Here is a 17,051-nt window from a genome sequence, read left to right as displayed (position 1 = left end):
ATGAAAAAAGTCCTCCTGACCGCGCTGGCCGCGGCCACCTTGAGCATCGCCCTGCCGGCCGCCGCGCAGAACGTCGCCATCGTCAACGGCAAGCCCGTTTCCAAGGCGCGCGTCGACATGCTGGCGTTGCAGCTGTCCAAGGCCGGCCGGCCCGTGCCGCCGGAAATGCAGGGCCAGCTGAAGGACGAAGTGATCGCCCGTGAAATCTTCATGCAGGAAGCGCAGAAGCGCGGCCTGGACGCCACCGACGACTTCAAGGCCCAGATCGAGCTGGCCCGCCAGACCATCCTGATCCGCGAACTGTTCGCCGACTGGCAGAAGGCGAACCCCGTCACCGACGCCGAAATCAAGGCCGAGTACGACAAGTTCGCCGCGGCCAACGGCGGCAAGGAATACAAGGCGCGCCACATCCTGGTGGAGAAGGAAGAGGACGCCAAGGCGGTCATCGCCAACCTGAAGAAGGGCCAGAAGTTCGAGGACCTCGCCAAGAAGCAGTCCAAGGACCCGGGGTCGGGTGCCAACGGCGGCGACCTGGACTGGGCCACCGCCAGCAGCTACGTGCCCGAGTTCGCCCAGGCGATGACCAAGCTGAACAAGGGCCAGACGACCGACGCTCCGGTGAAGACCACGTTCGGCTGGCACGTGATCCGCGTCGACGACGTGCGTGAAGCGCAGCTGCCGAAGTTCGACGATGTGAAGCCGCAGATCTCGCAGCAGCTGCAGCAGCAGAAGCTGTCGACCTTCCAGGACAACTTGCGCAAGAGCGCGAAGGTGGAATGACAGCGCGCGCTGTGGCGCGCATGTCATTCCATCCCCGCGCAGGCGGGGATCCAGGAAGCGGCCCAAGCGCCGCTTTTTCGTTGGCTCAGGTGGTGGCCGCTTGCCCCGCCAACTCCGCCTGCCGCTGCCGCAGTTGCTCGCCCAGCGCAACCAGATCCACTTCGGGTGCGGCCTTGGCCTTGGGAAACAGCTCGTCGCGCTCTTCCTTCACGTGGTGCTCGATCGCGCCGTTCAGCCTGGCCACCAGCGCGTCCATCTCCGCGTCCGCCTGTCCCAGCGCCTGGATCTGCGCAATCAGGTCCTTGGCTTCCTGGTGCTCGGCTTCGGCCTCCTCCAGCAGGTCGCCGGCATCCGGCAGCGCCTCGCGCAAGGCGGGGTAGAAGATCTCTTCCTCGATCTGGGCATGCACCGTGAGTTCGGCGCAGATCTTCAGCGCGAGGGCAGTGCGGTCGGCGGCGCTGTCGTCCGGCGCCGCAGTGGCCAGCCGCGCGTATTCGACGAAGAGGTGCTTGACGGCGATGTGGTCGGCGTCCAGCAGTTCGCAGGCGTCCTTGTTGTCGGGGATTTGTGGCATGGGGTCTCCTCGAGTGGGTGATCGGTTCAAAGCAGCGGCGGGTCCATCTCGCGGCCGAAGTGGCGGTGCTTCGCCATGCCGGCGATGAAGGCACTCATCGCCTCGTCCACTCCAGCCGCTTCCGCGACCAGCAAACCGGTGTCGCCCTGTGCCTGGCTCTTGTCCATGCTGGCCGGCAGGCCGGCTTTCACCAGGAGCAGGCGCGACGCGCCGAGGGCCAGGATGGTCTTGCAATGGCGGAACTGGTCCTTGATGAATTCCATGGTGTGGCCGTCCTGCGCCAGGGCGGCCACGGCCTCGTCGCCATCGGGGAGGATCAGCGCATCGAAGAGGAAGCCTGGCTCGTTTTCGAGTGAAGCATCGGCGTCCAGGGCATCGCCGCTCGCCGTTGGCATGGGGCCGATCCGCGGCCCGACCAGCCGGCCCACGGCGCCCTGCTCCAGCAACGCGGCCTGGGCTTTCTTGATCGACTCCCCTTCCACGCCGGGCGCGACCAGGATCGCGACCTTGCGGCCCTTGATCGAGCCGTCGCCCGGACGGAAGAGCAGGGACAGCGCAGGCGACTTCGCCACCTCGGGCGCGGCTGGGTCCGGCAGCGCGCGCGGCAACGGCGCCGGCAGCGGGTCCATGCCAAGGCCCATGGCGACCTTCTTCGCCAGCGCCTCGGAAGCGTTGCGCAGCGATGCCACCATGCGTTCCCGGATCGCGGGCACCGTCACCTTGGAAAGTTCGAAGCGGAACGCGTTGGCGATGTGGTCCTGCTCCACCGGCGTCTGGCTTTCGAAGAAGAGCGTCGCCTGCGTGTAGTGGTCGGCGAACTTCTCCGGCTTGGCGCGGACCTTGGCTTGCTCGTCCTGCGCCTGCAGGCGAGCCGGGACGCTGACGAACCCCTGCGCCGCACCGGCCTGGAACGGGCAGCCGCCCGCCAGCGAATTCGGCTCGTAGGAGACGCGGCCGCGGTGGATGGCCTGCCGGTGCATGCCGTCGCGCTGGTTGTTGTGCACCTGGGCGACAGGCGAGTTGATCGGGATCTCGTGGAAGTTCGGGCCGCCCAGGCGCGAGATCTGCGTGTCCACGTAGGAGTGGATGCGCCCGGCCAGCAGCGGGTCGTTGGAAAAATCGATGCCCGGCACCACGTGCGCGGCGCAGAAAGCCACCTGCTCCGTCTCGGCGAAGAAATTGTCGGGGTTGCGATTGAGCACCATCCGCCCGACCTTGCGCAACGGCACCAGTTCCTCCGGGATGATCTTGGTGGCATCCAGGATGTCGAAGCTGAACTGGTCGGCCTGCTCCTCGGTGAACACCTGCAGGGCGAGTTCGTACTCCGGATAGTTGCCCGCCTCGATGCGCTCCCACAGGTCGCGCCGGTGGAAGTCCGGGTCGGCCCCGGAAATCTTCACCGCTTCGTCCCAGACCAGCGAATGCGTGCCGGCGACGGGACTCCAGTGGAACTTGACGAACACCGATTCGCCCGCCTCGTTGACCATGCGGAAACTGTGCACGCCGAAGCCCTGCATGGTGGCGTAGCTGCGCGGAATGGCCCGGTCGCTCATCACCCACATCAGCATGTGCGTGGACTCGGGCATCAGCGAGACGAAGTCCCAGAACGTGTCGTGCGCGCTCGCCGCTTGCGGCATCTGGTGATGGGGCTCGGGCTTCACCGCGTGCACGAGGTCGGGGAATTTCATCGCGTCCTGGATGAAGAAGACCGGGATGTTGTTGCCGACGAGGTCCCAGTTGCCTTCGTCGGTGTAGAACTTGACGGCGAATCCGCGGACGTCGCGCGCCGTGTCCTTGGAGCCGCGCTCGCCCTGGACGGTGGAGAAGCGCACGAACACCGGCGTGATCTTGCCCGCGGCCTGGAAGGGCGCCGCCTTGGTGATGTCCGTGCAGGGTTCGTAGCACTCGAAGAAACCATGCGCGCCCGAACCGCGCGCATGCACGATGCGCTCCGGAATGCGTTCGTGGTCGAAGTGCGTGATCTTCTCGCGCAGGATGAAATCTTCCAGCAGCACCGGCCCGCGCGTGCCCAGCTTCAGCGAGTTCTGGTTGTCCGCGACGGCCACGCCCTGGTTCGTGGTGAGGAACCGCCCGGTCGAGTCCACCCGGACGCGGTCAAGCGGCTCGATGGTCGCGTTCAGGCCGTCCACCGCGGTGCTGCCGAGCTTCTCGGAGCCGTTCTCTTCGGACAGCGTGCTGGCGGCGGGCAGGCGGGACTGCGGCTCGACGGTGGCGCCGGCGCGTGGCGCGACGCCATTGGCGAAGCCGTGCTCCCCTGCCTTGTTCAGGTTGTGCGGCATGCCCGCAGCCAGAGCCTGCACGTCCTGCGCCTTCCGGGCCGGCAAGTCATGGGTGGCGGCGGGTGGAACCTTGCTGGGGCCGCTGTCGGTGTTGCGGGCGGCCGACTTGGCGCCGGTTTTCCTGGGCGCGGGTTGCGCCTTGGTCGATTTGGGCATTGCTTCGTTCTCGTCAGGCGGCGAAAGTGCCGGGCTTGACGGTACGCGGGGCCGTTGGCCCGGCATGTAGGCGGAGTTCGACTGCTGCGCCGCCGGCGCCTATCGGACCAATAGCAAAAAACCGATGAGCAAGGGCTGGTGCAGCATGTACCAGCTCAAGCTCCAGCGGCCCATCCATGCGAGTGGCGCGGCCGCGCGCGGGATGGGTCCTTGCAGCCCATGGGGCGCGTGCCGGAACGCCCACTGGCCCGCCGCCACGCCCCACCACATGACACCCAGCCAAGGCAGCAGCGGCACGTAGTCTTCGGTGCGCGGCTTGTGCGCCACCAGGCCGATCCAGTTCCACGCACGCTCGTGGAGGAAGCTTCCGCCCGGCCAGCTGGCATGCAAGGCAGGCGCGCTGAGCGCGGCGGCAATCGCGAGCGCGCCAGCCAGCCACAGCCACTGGCCCCAATGCGCGGTCAGCCGGACGATGACCAGCATCAGGGCGATACCGTGCAGCACCCCGAAGTAGATGAAGCTGTGGGGGAACATGAACGACGACGCGATCGTCACCAGCAGCGCGCAAGCTGCCACCTGCGCCCAACGCCTCCAGAAGCGTTGCCAGCTCTGCCCTTGCGCAACGGCGACCGCCTGCCCCAACCCCGCGCAGAACAGGAACAGGCTGACGATGGCGGTGCGCTGCCAGGTCCAGAACGGGTCGCGGTAGAAGTCCTGCCTGAGCCAGCCGTAGTGGTTCAGGTCGAAGCAGAAGTGGTAGACCGTCATCCACGTGATGGCGACGCCCCGCAGGGCGTCGATGCGGTCGAAACGGGCGCTGGCGGAAGTCCCGGCCAAGGGGTTCAGGAGTCGATGGTCGCGCCGCTGCGCTTGATGACAGGGCCCCACTTCTTCAGTTCACCCTGCATGAAAGCGGCGAACTGCTGCGGGGTGCCCGGCTCCGCGTCCATGTACTGCGACCTCAGCTTCTCGTTGATGGCGGGGTCGCGCATGGCGGCCACGAATTCACGGTTCAGGCGCTCGATGATCGGCGCCGGTGTCGCACCGGGCGCGACCAGCCCGATCCAGGCGCTGCCGTCGAAATCCACCCCCGACTCGCGGAATGTCGGCAGGTTCGGGATCTGCGGCACACGCTTGGCAGTGGAAACCGCGATGGCCTTCAGCTTGCCCGCCGCCACCTGGGGCATCACGGCCAGCGGCGCCAGGCTCACGATCTGCGTGTCGCCAGCCAGCACGCTGGTCACGGCCGCGGGGGACGAGCCATAAGGAATGTGCACGACATAGCTGTTGGTCAGCGACTTGAGCATCTCGATGCTCAGGTGCGAAAGGCTGCCAAGGCCGATGGACGCATAGTTGTACTTGCCCGGGTTCTTGCGCAGCAGGTCCATCAGCTCCTTGAGCGTGTTGACGCCGAGGGCCGGGCTGACGGCCAGCACGTTGGCCTGGTGCACACCGAAAGTGATGGGCGTGAGATCCTTGAAGGGGTCGTACGGCATCTTCTTGTACAGCACGACGTTGTTCACCAGAGGCCCGGTGATGGAAGCGCCGATCGTGTAGCCATCCGGCGCTGCCTTGGCCACGAGGTCGGTGCCCAGGTTGCCGCCGGCACCCGCGCGGTTCTCGATGACGATGGCTTGCTTCAAGCCCTGGGACGCCTTCTCGCTCACCACGCGCGCGAAGACATCGGGCGTGGAGCCGGCGGGAAACGGCACGATCAGGCGGATCGGTTTGGCGGGGTATTCGCCCTGCGCACGTGCGGACGACCAGGGGCCGGCCAGGAGAACAGCGGGCGTGGCCGCCAGGGCTTGCAGGAGTTTGCGGCGCTGGGTCATTCAGGAACTTCGTCTTGGGTAGATGGAGAAATGGGTTCGGTCTGGCCGAAGTACTGCTGTTCGCTGGCGATATAGCCGGCGACCAGGGCCCGGTAAGCGGCTTCCACCACCTCCGGCAGTCCTTCGAAGCCCCCGTTGAACGCAGGATTGTGCCGTGCGGCCAGCGCGCGCACATGGGCGAACACCTGGGCCTGCCGCGCCGGCGCACTCACCTGGAAAGCATCGTGCTTGAAGCGGGCGGCGTCTTTCACGTACATGGCGCGCTCGGCCAGCAGGCGCACGACGGCATCGTCGATGCGGTCGATCTCCCGGCGGATGCCGGCCAGGTCGCCGGCGAGCGGACGGTACGCCGGATCCCTGAAGCGGCGCAACGCGCCGCCCTGCGGATCGGGTTCCTTCGTCATCCGACCCACCTGCGCGCGTTGCGCCACAAGGTCATCCAGGGGCTGAAATCGGCCGCGTCACCCGGCGTCCAGCTCATCTGGGCGTTGCGGAACACGCGTTCCGGGTGCGGCATCAGCGCGGTGAAGCGTCCGTCCGGTGTCGTCACCGCCGTCAGCCCGCCCGGGCTGCCGTTCGGGTTGAACGGATAACGCTCGGTGGGCTGGCCGTCGTTGTCGACGAAGCGCATGGCGGGAACGATGCGCTCGCGGTTGCCGCGCTGCGAGAAGTCCGCGTAGCCTTCGCCGTGCGCCACGGCGATGGGCAGGCGCCAGCCCGCCATGCCCCGCAGGAAAAGGCTGGGCGATTCCAGCACCTCCACCATCGACAGGCGGGCCTCGAAACGCTCGCTGCGATTGGTGGTGAACCGCGGCCAGGCTTCAGCGCCAGGGATGATGTCGGCCAGCTCGGCGAACATCTGGCAGCCGTTGCACACCCCCAGGCCGAAGGTGTCGCTGCGGGCGAAGAACGCATGGAACTGCCCGGTCAGCACCGGGTTGAAGGTGATGCTGCGGGCCCAGCCGATGCCGGCGCCCAGCGTGTCGCCATAGCTGAAGCCGCCGCAGGCGACGATGCCCTGCACGTCGGCCAGCGAGGCGCGGCCGGTCTGCAGATCGGTCATGTGGACGTCGTAGGCATCGAAACCGGCTTCGGTGAACACATAGGCCATTTCGACGTGCGAGTTCACGCCCTGCTCGCGCAGGATGGCGACCTTGGGGCGCGAGAGCAACAAGGCCGGGGTCACCGGAATTTCAGTGGGGATATGCACGTGCAGGCCCGGGTCGGTGGCCTCGCCGGCCGCCGCGTGCTCGCTGTCCGCGCACACCGGGTTGTCACGCAGTTGGCAGATCTTCCAGCTCACGCTGTCCCAGACCTGGTGCAGGTCGGCCAGCTTGGCGCTGAATACCGTCCTGGTGTCGCGCCAGACCTGCACTTCGCCCTTGCCGGCATCGATTTCGGACGACGCGGGACGGGTCTTGCCGACGAAGTGGCTGAACTTCGACAGTCCATGCGTGCGCAGCACCTGCATGACGTCATTGCGGTCTTCGGTGCGCACCTGCAACAACACGCCCAGTTCCTCGTTGAACAACGCCTTGAGCGTCAGCTCCTCGCGCCGCGCGCTCACCTGCGAGGCCCAGTTCTTCGCGTCGCCGAACTCGGCGCGGCTGTCGCTGATGCCGTCGCCTTCGGTCACCAGCATGTCGACGTTCAGCGCGATGCCGACATGCCCGGCGAAAGCCATCTCGCAGGCCGCGGCGAACAGGCCGCCGTCGCTGCGGTCGTGGTAAGCCAGGATCCGGCCTTGTGCCCGCAGTGCGTTGACGGCGGTCACGAGATTCACCAGGTCCTGCGCTTCGTCCAGGTCGGGCACCGCGCCCCCCGGCTGTTCGAGAACCTGCGCCAGGATGCTGCCACCCATGCGATGGCGACCCTTGCCGAGATCGACGAGCACCAGCGTGGTGTCCTGCGTCGCCTCCAGCTGCGGGGTCAGCGTGCCGCGCACGTCGGCGATGCTGGCGAAGCCCGTCACGATCAGACTCACCGGCGAGGTGACCTTGCGCATGGCTTCCGCGTCGTTCCACTGCGTGCGCATCGACAGGCTGTCTTTGCCGACCGGGATGGAAACGCCCAGCGCCGGACAAAGCTCCATGCCGACGGCTCGCACCGTGTCGTACAGCGCGGCATCTTCGCCGGGCTCGCCACACGCCGCCATCCAGTTGGCCGACAGCTTGACGCGAGGCAGCTCGATCGGCGCGGCCAGCAGGTTGGTGATGGCCTCGGCGACCGCCATGCGGCCCGACGCGGCGGCGTCCGTCGATGCCAGGGGCGTGCGCTCGCCCACACTCATCGCCTCGCCGGCGAGTCCCCGGTAATCGGCCAGGGTCACGGCGCAATCCGCCACCGGCACCTGCCAGGGGCCGACCATCTGGTCGCGGTGGCTCAAGCCGCCGACGGTGCGATCGCCGATGGTGATGAGGAAGCGCTTGGACGCGACGGTCGGGTGCGCAAGGACGCGGATCGCGGCGTCCTGCAAGGCGACCCCTGTCAGGTCGATGGCTGAAACCTCGCGCGGCACGCGGGTCACGTCGCGGTGCATCTTGGGCGGCTTGCCGAGCAGCACTTCCATCGGCATGTCGACAGGTGTGTCGGCGCCTTCGTCGGCGACGACCAGCTGCCTCTCCTCGGTGGCGACGCCCACCACCGAGAACGGGCAGCGCTCGCGCTCGCAGAAGCCGCGGAACTGCTCCAGCGATTCCGGGGCGATGGCCAGGACGTAGCGCTCCTGGCTCTCGTTGCACCAGATCTCCTTGGGGGCGAGGCCGGATTCTTCCAGCGGCACGCGCCGCAGGTCGAAACGCGCGCCGCGGCCGGCATCGTTGGTCAGCTCGGGGAAGGCGTTGGACAAGCCACCTGCGCCCACGTCGTGGATGGCCAGGACGGGATTCGCTTCGCCCAGCGCCCAGCACTGGTTGATCACCTCCTGCGCGCGCCGCTGGATTTCCGGGTTGCCACGCTGGACGGAATCGAAATCCAGGTCGGCGGTGTTGGTGCCGGTCGCCATCGAACTCGCGGCGCTGCCGCCCATGCCGATGCGCATGCCCGGGCCGCCCAGCTGCACCAGCAGCGTGCCTGGCGGGAACGGGATCTTCGATGTCAACCCCGCATCGATCAGCCCGAGCCCGCCGGCGATCATGATCGGCTTGTGGTACCCGCGGGCGACGCCCGCCACCTCCTGCTCGTACTCGCGGAAGTAGCCCAGCAGGTTGGGTCGGCCGAACTCGTTGTTGAAGGCGGCACCGCCGAGCGGGCCTTCCGTCATGATCTGCAGCGGGCTGGCGATGTGGTCCGGCTTGCCGAACCGGCCGTCCCACAGTTTCGACACCGTGAACCCCGTCAGGCCGGCCTTCGGCCGCGCGCCGCGGCCGGTGGCGCCCTCATCCCGGATCTCGCCCCCCGCGCCGGTGGAAGCGCCCGGGAAAGGCGAGATCGCCGTCGGGTGGTTGTGCGTCTCGACCTTCATCAGCACGTGGTGCGTCGCCGCGGTCTTGGCGTAGAGCCGGTCCGCGCCCGGCAGGAAGCGCTCGACCGCGTGGCCTTCCATCACGGCGGCATTGTCCGAATAGGCGATGACAGTGTGCTCGGGATGCAGCTTGTGCGTGTTGCGGATCATCCCGAACAGGCTGAGCTCCTGCGGCTGGCCGTCGACGGTGAAGCTGGCGTTGAAGATCTTGTGCCGGCAGTGCTCGCTGTTGGCCTGCGCGAACATCATGAGCTCGACGTCCGTCGGGTTGCGCCCCAGGCCCCGGAATGCGGTCACCAGGTAGTCGATCTCGTCGGCGGCGAGGGCCAGGCCGAACCTGCTGTTGGCGGCTTCGAGCGCCGCCCGGCCCCCCTCCAGCACGTCCACGTGCTCCATGGGCTGGGGCGCGAGTTCCTGGAACATGCGGATGGCGTCCTGGCGCTCGGCCACGACACTCTCGGTCATCCGGTCGTGCAGCAGGGCCGCGAGCGCCGCCAGGGTCTCCGCCCCGGGTTCGCGCGTGGCGCGCAACCAGCTGCCCTTGAGGACCAGCCGGTACTCGACGAAGCGCTCCATGCGCTTGACGGCCAGCCCGCAGTTGCGCGCGATGTCGGTGGCCTTGGACGCCCAGGGTGAAACCGTGCCGAACCGCGGCGTCACCACGATCAGCGGGCCCGAGCTGGGGCCGTCATAGGGCTCACCATAGGTCAGCAGCAGCCCGAGGCGGTTGTCCTCGACGTGCGATGGCAGCTCTTCGGTGGCGACGAGGTGGACGTACCGGGCGGCGACGCCCTCGATCTCCTCGAACAGGGCCTGGAGGCGGGGCAGGAGTTGCTGGGCCCGGAAGTCGCTGAGGGCATTGCCGCCCTCGAACTCGGTGATGTGCAGGGACACGGTATGGCCTGGTCGCTTGGGGGATTTCTCGAGAGCCGCCGCGCCGCTGACTGGGACGCGGGGCAACAAGGATTCTAACTGCGGGGCCTTTGCCCCGATGGGATAATCGGCCCATGGGCATCACGTACAAAGACGAACAGGGCATCGCAGGCATGCGCACGGCGGGGCGGCTGGCTTCCGAGGTGCTGGACTTCCTCACCCCGCACATCAAGCCCGGCATCACCACCCGCGAAATCGACCGGCTGGCAGCCGAATGCATGAAGAAGCAGGGCACGCTGTCCGCCACGCTCGGCTACCAGCCCTCGGGCTATCCGCCCTACCCCGCCTCGCTGTGCACCTCGGTCAACAACGTCGTCTGCCACGGCATCCCCAACGACAAGCCGCTGAAGAAGGGCGACATCGTCAACGTCGACGTCACCGTCATCAAAGACGGCTGGTACGGCGACACCAGCCGGATGTTCCTGGTCGGCGAGGCGTCGATCGCCGCCAAGCGGCTGTGCGGCATCACCTATGAAGCCATGTGGCATGGGATCACCCATGTGAGGCCAGGCGTGCGCCTGGGCGACGTCGGCTTCGCCATTCAGAAATTCGCTGAGAGCCAGGGCTTCTCGGTGGTGCGCGAGTTCTGCGGGCACGGCATCGGCCGCAACTTCCATGAAGAGCCGCAGGTCCTGCATTACGGCAAGCCCGGCACGCTCGAAGAGCTGCAGCCCGGCATGACCTTCACCATCGAGCCCATGATCAACGCCGGCCGGCGCGACGTGAAGGAATTCGGCAATGACGGCTGGACCATCGTCACCAAGGACCATTCGCTGTCGGCCCAGTGGGAACACACGGTGCTGGTGACCGAAACCGGCTACGAGGTGCTGACGCTCTCGGCGGGGAGTCCGCCACCGCCGGCCTTCGTCAACGGATGAACCAGGCCGCGGCGGTGCCGGCTGTCGCCGGCCGCGACATCCAGGCGGTCCGCGAAGCCTATCTCGCTCGCAAAGGCGAAGTCATCGCCGGCCTGCGCGCCGTCAGCGCTTCCACCCGGGGCATCCGCGGCCTGCTGCAGGCCCTCAGCGAACTCGCCGACGGTGCGTTGCAGGCCCTCTGGCAGCAGGCCGGCTTGCCTGCCGGCGTGGCGCTGCTGGCGGTGGGCGGCTTCGGCCGGGGAGAGCTCTTCCCGCATTCCGACGTCGACGTGGTGCTCTTGCTGCCCGACGGCGTATCGCCCGACGGCGACGCGCCGCTCAAGCGCCGCATCGAGGCCTTCATCGGCAGCTGTTGGGACGCCGGCCTGGAGATCGGGTCGAGCGTTCGCACCGTGGAGGAATGCGTGGCCCAGGCCGTGGGGGACGTCACGGTCCAGACCTCGCTGCTCGAGTCGCGCCTGATCACCGGCTCGCGCAAGCTCTTCCTGGAGTTCCAGGGCCGCTTCCGCCAGACGGTGGACGCGCGCAACTTCTTCGTGGCCAAGACGCTGGAGATGCGGCAGCGCCACACCAAGTTCGAGAACACCCCGTATTCGCTGGAGCCGAACTGCAAGGAATCGCCCGGCGGCCTGCGCGACCTGCAGGTGATCCTGTGGGTGGCCAACGCGGCGGGCTTCGGCAAGAGCTGGGACGAGCTCGCGCGGCGTGGCCTGGCGACGCCTTTTGAGGCCCGCCAGATCAAGCGCAACGAGGCATTGCTGAGCCTGATCCGCGCCAAGCTGCACGTGGTCGCCAACCGGCGGGAGGATCGCCTCGTCTTCGACCTGCAGGGCGCGGTGGCGGAATCGTTCGGCTACCTGCCCCTGGTGCGCGCCGACGGACGCGTCGTCTCACGCGCGAGCGAAGTGCTGATGAAGCGCTTCTACTGGGCGGCCAAGGCGGTGGCGCAGCTGAACCAGATCCTGCTGCTCAACATCGAGGAGCGGCTCAACCCGGCGACGCAGGAACCGCGGCCGATCAACGAGCGCTTCCTCGAGAAGGCCGGGATGATCGAGGTGGCCAGCGACGACCTGTACCTGAAACAGCCGCAGGCGATCCTGGAGACCTTCCTGCTGTACCAGACGACCGTGGGCGTCAAAGGCCTGTCGGCGCGGACGCTGCGGGCCTTGTACAGCGCGCGCAAGGTGATGGACGCCCGCTTCCGCGACGACCCGGTGAACCACGCGACGTTCCGCGCGATCCTGATGCAGCCGCAGGGCATCACGCATGCCATGCGCCTCATGAACCAGACGTCGGTGCTGGGACGCTACCTGTGGGTGTTCCGCCGCATCGTCGGGCAGATGCAGCACGACCTGTTCCACGTCTACACGGTGGACCAGCACATCCTGATGGTGCTGCGCAACGTCCGGCGCTTCTTCATGGCGGAGCATGCCCACGAGTATCCGTTCTGCTCGCAGCTGGCCGCCGGCTGGGACAAGCCCTACATCCTCTACATCGCCGCCCTGTTCCACGACATCGCCAAGGGGCGCGGCGGCGACCATTCCGATTTGGGCGCGCGCGAAGTGCGGCGGTTCTGCCGCGCGCACGACATCGCCGCCGAGGACTGCCAGCTGGTCGAATTCCTGGTGCGCGAGCACCTGGCGATGAGCCGCGTCGCGCAGAAGGAAGACCTGGGCGACCCGGCCGTCATCGGCGCCTTCGCCGAGCGCGTGGGCAACGAGCGCAACCTGACGGCCCTGTACCTGCTGACTGTGGCCGACATCCGCGGCACCAGCCCCAAGGTCTGGAACGCCTGGAAGGGCAAGCTGCTGGAGGACCTGTACAAATACACCCTGCGCCGGCTGGGGGGGCGCGCCCCCGACCCGAGCGCCGAGGTGGAGGCCCGCAAACGCGACGCGCTGGTGCAACTGCAGCTGTTCGCCCTGCCCTTCGAGGCGCACAAGAAACTGTGGGACTCGCTCGACGTCGGCTACTTCATGCGCCACGACGCCAGCGACATCGCCTGGCACACGCGCCACGTGTCGCGCCACGTCGGTGGCGACCGCGTCATCGTGCGCGCGCGCCTGTCCCCCGTGGGCGAAGGCTTGCAGGTGCTGGTGTACACCCCGGACCAGACCGACCTGTTCGCGCGCATCTGCGGCTATTTCGACCAGGCCGGCTTCAGCATCCTCGACGCCAAGGTGCACACCGCGACCAACGGCTATGCGCTCGACACGTTCCAGGTGGTGACGGCGATGCTGCCCGACCACTACCGGGAGCTGTGCAGCATGGTCGAGTCGGAACTGGCGCTGACGATCAACACCGCCGGGCCGCTGCCGCCACCCAGCCGCGGCCGCGTGTCGCGCCGGGTCAAGAGCTTCCCGATCGCGCCACGCATCGACCTCCGGCCGGACGAGAAGGCGCAGCGCTGGCTGCTCTCGATCTCCGCCAGCGACCGCGTCGGCCTGCTGTATTCCGTGGCGCGCGTGCTGGCGCGGCACAAGATCAACCTGCAGCTCGCCAAGGTCAGCACCCTGGGCGAACGCGTCGAGGACACCTTCCTGATCGACGGTGCGGAGCTGCAGCAGAACCGGCGGCAGATCGAAATCGAGACGGAGCTGCTGGAGGCGATCTCCGCCTGACCGCCGCTCAGCCGGCGATGGCGCGCATACTCCATCGATGAAGCCGCCCACGTCCATGCAGGCACACAGTGTCTCCCTCCTCGCGATCCTGGCGGGGGCGCTGGTGCTGGCCCCCGAGCCTGCATGGAGTCGCACGGCCCAAGTGTGCCCGGGGCCCCAACTGCCACCCGCCACCTGTTTCACGGTCGACACATCGGTCATCGGCGGGCGGCGGTTCGAGGATTTCTCCGTCAACAGGCCGGGCAAGCTCTTGGTGGACGTGGACAAGCGGCGCGCCGAACTAGCGGCACTCGGCGGTCGCAAGGCCCTGGATTTCTGCGCCGTCAATCCTTTGGCCGCGGAAGCGGCCTCGCTGCCCACCGTCACCTTCGCATCGGCCGCCATCACGGTGTGGGAGACCCGCTACGTGGAAGGCGGCCAGCAGCGTGTGCGCGAGTACGCGCAGATCGCGTTCACCGATCTGCGCAACTCCGAGGGCATCGCCTACCCGCGCTTCGGACTCACCTACAACCGGCAGCGCGACGAGCCGGTGCTACGGCTGGAACTGTTTCCAAGCACCGACCCCAACCTGAGGGGCATCGCGGGGATGGCCGACGTGTACCTGAATGCCGACACGGCTGGCGGTACTGCCAGAGTTGACGGCATCGCGGGCCTCCCCGCCGAACTGCGGAGCATGGTGCTGGCCCTGGCGCGCAAGCTGCCGGACGTCGTGATGGGCGCCACGCAGTTCACGACGCAGCCGGGCGCTTCCAGTCCCCTGTGGGACCGCGCCAGTCTGGCTGCATCGGCGGGCACCCACGCGAGCATCGTTTTTTCCGTCCCGCAGCCGACGCATCCGCCCATCGTCGCCCTGACCTGCTCAGGAACGGAATGCATGGAGCAGCAGGCCTTGGGCCGGTTCCGGGATTTCATGAGCAGCTACGGTTCGGACTTTCTGGCTACGGGCAACCCGGCCATCGCCAGGCAACTGCTCGATCATTTGCGCAGCTGGGCCGCCGCTGACGCGCTGTCGGCCTTCCCCGGGATCGTCGTGGGCCAGCCGAACCAGGAAGATTTTCGCCAGAAGTACGAGATCTTGTGGTCCATGCTGCCCGTCCTGCAAACCTGGAGCATGCTGCGGCATGACCCGCTCGTCATGCCGACGGACAGGGTGCTCATCGACCGTTGGTTCGATCGCCTGGTCGCCTTTTCCACCGAACCACCCGGCGGCATCCAGAACGGGGAGGCGCCCTTCAACACGGGCTATCTCAGCCGAGGCATGAAGATGGCCTGGGGCATCGTCCAGGGTGACAGGCTCGCAGTGGCCGAGGGCATGGAAAAAGTCGTCATGGGCCTGCACCAGATGCGCGCGGATGGCAGCTTCCCACGGGAAGTGGCGCGAGGTGCATGCGCCTACCGCTACCAGGACACCATGCTGCTCAACCTGGTGTTCATCGCCGAACTGGCGGCGGTGCAGGGCTACGACGCGTACGCGCTAGCCGTGGATGGCAAGTCGCTGCACACCGCCGTCAAATTCCTGCTCGATGCGGTGGACAACCCGGCATTGATGCGGGCTTATGCGGGCGCGGATGCCTCGAACTGCAGCAACGCGCCCGCCTATCCGGATTTCGACATGGTGGGGGTCGTGCAGGCCGTCGGCGGCTCGACGTATTCCGCCTGGCTCGAAGCCTATGGTGCGCGCTTCCCGGATCACCCAAACTCGGTTCGGCTGGCCCAGCTCATTCGCGGCGGCGTCGTGAACGCGCGGCCCCTCACGCACCCGCATGCCGGCGGCAACGCCAGCTGTTTCCACGCCGGGACGAGGAGCGCGGCCATCGCGCTGCCCAATGCGGGCTGGTGGTGGAACCGAGTGGAGGATGGCAGGGGCTTCGCCATCACACCTCACGGGGACGGCCTGCTGCTGAGTGCCTACCTGTTCGACGCCGCCGGGCAGGCAGTCTGGTATGCAGCGCCGCTTGAGAACCGCGGGGGCGCCACTTACGCGGGCACCTTGCTCGAGTACCGCGGCGGCCAGACCCTGGGCGGACCGTACAAGCCGCCCGCTGGGGCACAAGCGGTGGGAAGCGTTACCGTGTCCTTTTCCACCGGGCATGCGGGCGTGCTCACGTGGGCCGGCGGCAGTGTTCCCATCGAACGCTTCGATTTCGGCAGTGGCGGTGCGCGCAGCCCGCAGCCTCTTGGTGAGCCCGAGACAGGCGTGTGGTGGGATCCCACGGAGAACGGGCGTGGCTTCGTGCTGGAAGTACAGGACGGCGTGATGGTGCTGGGCGGCTACATGTATGAGGACAGCGGGCGGGGCGTCTGGTATGGGGCCACCTTGACCTCGACCGGCGGGGCCGGCCGCTATCTCGGCACCTGGGCGCAATACGCCTTCGGGCAGAGCCTGGGGGGCGCGTACAGGAGGCCCGTTGTCGGAAACGCGAACGTCGGCCAGGTGACATTGGAGTTCAGCAGCACGACCTCGGCTGTGCTGAGCCTGCCAAGCGGCCGCCGCATTTCGATCTCTCGGTTCCGGCCCTAGTCGTCGTCCGCCGCATCCAGCCCGGGGAACAGCACGTCGGTGTAGCCGAATTGCGCGAAGTCGCGAACGCGCATCGGGTACAGCTTGCCGATCAGGTGGTCGCATTCGTGCTGGACCACACGGGCATGGAAGCCCTCGGCGACCCGGTCGATCGGGCGCCCCTGGGCGTCAAAGCCCTGGTAGCGGATGCGGCGCCAGCGCGGCACGACCCCGCGCAGCCCCGGGACGGACAGGCAGCCTTCCCAGCCGTCCTCCTCTTCCTCGCCCACAGGCGTGATCACCGGATTGACCAGCACGGTCTTCGGTACCGGCGGCGCATCCGGGTAGCGCGGGTTGGGCGCATCGGTCCCGAAGACCACCACCTGCAGGTCGACGCCGATCTGCGGCGCCGCCAGTCCTGCGCCGCTCGCCGCTTTCATCGTGTCCTCCATGTCGGCGAGCAGCTCGGCAAGCTCGGGCGTGTTGAATTTCTTCACCGGCTGGGCGACGCGCAGCAGGCGGGTGTCGCCCATTTTCAGGATGTCTCGGATGGCCATGATGGCGATCCTACAGAATCATGGTGAAGAGTCTGGCACGTCCTGGCCGCCATCACTCCCGGTCAGCCACTCCACCGCCTCCGCCTTGTCGTCGAATACTCGCACCCGCAACCCACTGCGCCTGGCTGCGCGCTCGGCGAGGCGCGTGATCCGGTCGGTGGGCACGATCGAAGCGATGCGACGCAGGTGCCCCAGGCTGGTCACGATCTCCTGGCCGACCCGGTATTCCTGCTCCCGGGAATAGCGCGTCAAGATGCCGCGCAGGTCCAGCAGCAGCAGCTCCCCCGGCCATTCCCCGCTGTGCACGCCCACCACGTGGATCAGCGAGAGCAGTTCATCGAACGTCGGCTTCCCCACCACCGTCAGCCGGGCATAGCCCGCTTCCTGGGTGACTTTCACCTTGTAGCCCTTGGAACGTGAGTGCTGGTCTTCTTCTGCCACGGTTGAGTTGTAGCAA

Annotated in this window: 12 protein-coding genes; 4 read left to right on the top strand and 8 right to left on the bottom strand. The window is 67.5% G+C overall.

The window, feature by feature from the left end; all coding sequences use genetic code 11:
- Positions 1-780: a peptidylprolyl isomerase gene (locus FN976_RS17435; protein WP_145894312.1), complete on the top strand. Its 780-nt coding sequence runs from the start codon at positions 1-3 to the stop codon at positions 778-780.
- Between the two features lie 85 nt (positions 781-865).
- Here FN976_RS17435 and FN976_RS17430 read toward each other — a convergent pair whose 3' ends face one another.
- The 6 genes from FN976_RS17430 to purL all read right to left on the bottom strand — a co-directional run bounded on the left by FN976_RS17430 (position 866) and on the right by purL (position 9,999).
- The gene (locus tag FN976_RS17430; RefSeq protein ID WP_145894311.1) at positions 866-1,354 is read right to left on the bottom strand and encodes a hemerythrin domain-containing protein; all 489 of its coding nucleotides are present in this window, start codon (positions 1,352-1,354) and stop codon (positions 866-868) included.
- Positions 1,355-1,380: 26 nt separating this feature from the next.
- Positions 1,381-3,810, bottom strand: coding sequence for a catalase (locus FN976_RS17425; protein ID WP_145894310.1), 2,430 nt, complete (start codon positions 3,808-3,810; stop codon positions 1,381-1,383).
- 99 nt (positions 3,811-3,909) lie between these two features.
- The gene (locus tag FN976_RS17420; protein WP_145894358.1) at positions 3,910-4,578 is read right to left on the bottom strand and encodes a heparan-alpha-glucosaminide N-acetyltransferase; all 669 of its coding nucleotides are present in this window, start codon (positions 4,576-4,578) and stop codon (positions 3,910-3,912) included.
- Positions 4,579-4,652: 74 nt separating this feature from the next.
- Positions 4,653-5,642: a Bug family tripartite tricarboxylate transporter substrate binding protein gene (locus FN976_RS17415; RefSeq protein ID WP_145894309.1), complete on the bottom strand. Its 990-nt coding sequence runs from the start codon at positions 5,640-5,642 to the stop codon at positions 4,653-4,655.
- Positions 5,639-6,046, bottom strand: a complete 408-nt coding sequence (locus tag FN976_RS17410) for a chorismate mutase (RefSeq protein ID WP_145894308.1) — start codon at positions 6,044-6,046, stop codon at positions 5,639-5,641. The genes FN976_RS17415 and FN976_RS17410 overlap by 4 nt, the downstream gene beginning before the upstream one ends.
- Positions 6,043-9,999: a phosphoribosylformylglycinamidine synthase gene (gene purL / locus FN976_RS17405; RefSeq protein ID WP_145894307.1), complete on the bottom strand. Its 3,957-nt coding sequence runs from the start codon at positions 9,997-9,999 to the stop codon at positions 6,043-6,045. Before purL ends, FN976_RS17410 begins: the two co-directional genes overlap by 4 nt.
- A gap of 113 nt (positions 10,000-10,112) precedes the next feature.
- Here purL and map point away from each other — a divergent pair, with 113 nt between their 5' ends.
- From map to FN976_RS17390, 3 genes are read left to right on the top strand one after another with little or no spacing between them, the layout of a single operon-like run.
- Positions 10,113-10,916: a type I methionyl aminopeptidase gene (map, locus tag FN976_RS17400; protein WP_145894306.1), complete on the top strand. Its 804-nt coding sequence runs from the start codon at positions 10,113-10,115 to the stop codon at positions 10,914-10,916.
- Positions 10,913-13,537: a [protein-PII] uridylyltransferase gene (locus FN976_RS17395; RefSeq protein WP_145894305.1), complete on the top strand. Its 2,625-nt coding sequence runs from the start codon at positions 10,913-10,915 to the stop codon at positions 13,535-13,537. The genes map and FN976_RS17395 overlap by 4 nt, the downstream gene beginning before the upstream one ends.
- 37 nt (positions 13,538-13,574) lie before the next feature.
- Positions 13,575-16,058: an alginate lyase family protein gene (locus tag FN976_RS17390; RefSeq protein ID WP_145894304.1), complete on the top strand. Its 2,484-nt coding sequence runs from the start codon at positions 13,575-13,577 to the stop codon at positions 16,056-16,058.
- Here FN976_RS17390 and def read toward each other — a convergent pair.
- Positions 16,055-16,594, bottom strand: coding sequence for a peptide deformylase (gene def, locus FN976_RS17385; protein WP_145894303.1), 540 nt, complete (start codon positions 16,592-16,594; stop codon positions 16,055-16,057). The two genes, FN976_RS17390 and def, sit on opposite strands and share 4 nt — an antisense overlap.
- 18 nt (positions 16,595-16,612) lie before the next feature.
- Positions 16,613-17,035: an STAS/SEC14 domain-containing protein gene (locus tag FN976_RS17380; RefSeq protein WP_145894302.1), complete on the bottom strand. Its 423-nt coding sequence runs from the start codon at positions 17,033-17,035 to the stop codon at positions 16,613-16,615.
- Positions 17,036-17,051: the final 16 nt, after the last annotated feature.

Origin of the sequence: Caenimonas sedimenti (assembly GCF_007833165.1) — a bacterium.
GTDB lineage: Bacteria > Pseudomonadota > Gammaproteobacteria > Burkholderiales > Burkholderiaceae_C > Ramlibacter > Ramlibacter sedimenti.
Note: the sequence above shows the minus strand (reverse complement) of the source record. Positions and strands in the feature narration are given on the sequence as shown.

Coding starts and splice junctions, on each gene's coding strand:
- FN976_RS17435 (WP_145894312.1), top strand. CDS start 1: ATGAAAAAAGTCCTCCTGACCGCGCTGGCCGCGGCCACCTTGAGCATC.
- FN976_RS17430 (WP_145894311.1), bottom strand. CDS start 1,354: ATGCCACAAATCCCCGACAACAAGGACGCCTGCGAACTGCTGGACGCC.
- FN976_RS17425 (WP_145894310.1), bottom strand. CDS start 3,810: ATGCCCAAATCGACCAAGGCGCAACCCGCGCCCAGGAAAACCGGCGCC.
- FN976_RS17420 (WP_145894358.1), bottom strand. CDS start 4,578: ATGACGGTCTACCACTTCTGCTTCGACCTGAACCACTACGGCTGGCTC.
- FN976_RS17415 (WP_145894309.1), bottom strand. CDS start 5,642: ATGACCCAGCGCCGCAAACTCCTGCAAGCCCTGGCGGCCACGCCCGCT.
- FN976_RS17410 (WP_145894308.1), bottom strand. CDS start 6,046: ATGACGAAGGAACCCGATCCGCAGGGCGGCGCGTTGCGCCGCTTCAGG.
- map (WP_145894306.1), top strand. CDS start 10,113: ATGGGCATCACGTACAAAGACGAACAGGGCATCGCAGGCATGCGCACG.
- FN976_RS17395 (WP_145894305.1), top strand. CDS start 10,913: ATGAACCAGGCCGCGGCGGTGCCGGCTGTCGCCGGCCGCGACATCCAG.
- FN976_RS17390 (WP_145894304.1), top strand. CDS start 13,575: ATGAAGCCGCCCACGTCCATGCAGGCACACAGTGTCTCCCTCCTCGCG.
- def (WP_145894303.1), bottom strand. CDS start 16,594: ATGGCCATCCGAGACATCCTGAAAATGGGCGACACCCGCCTGCTGCGC.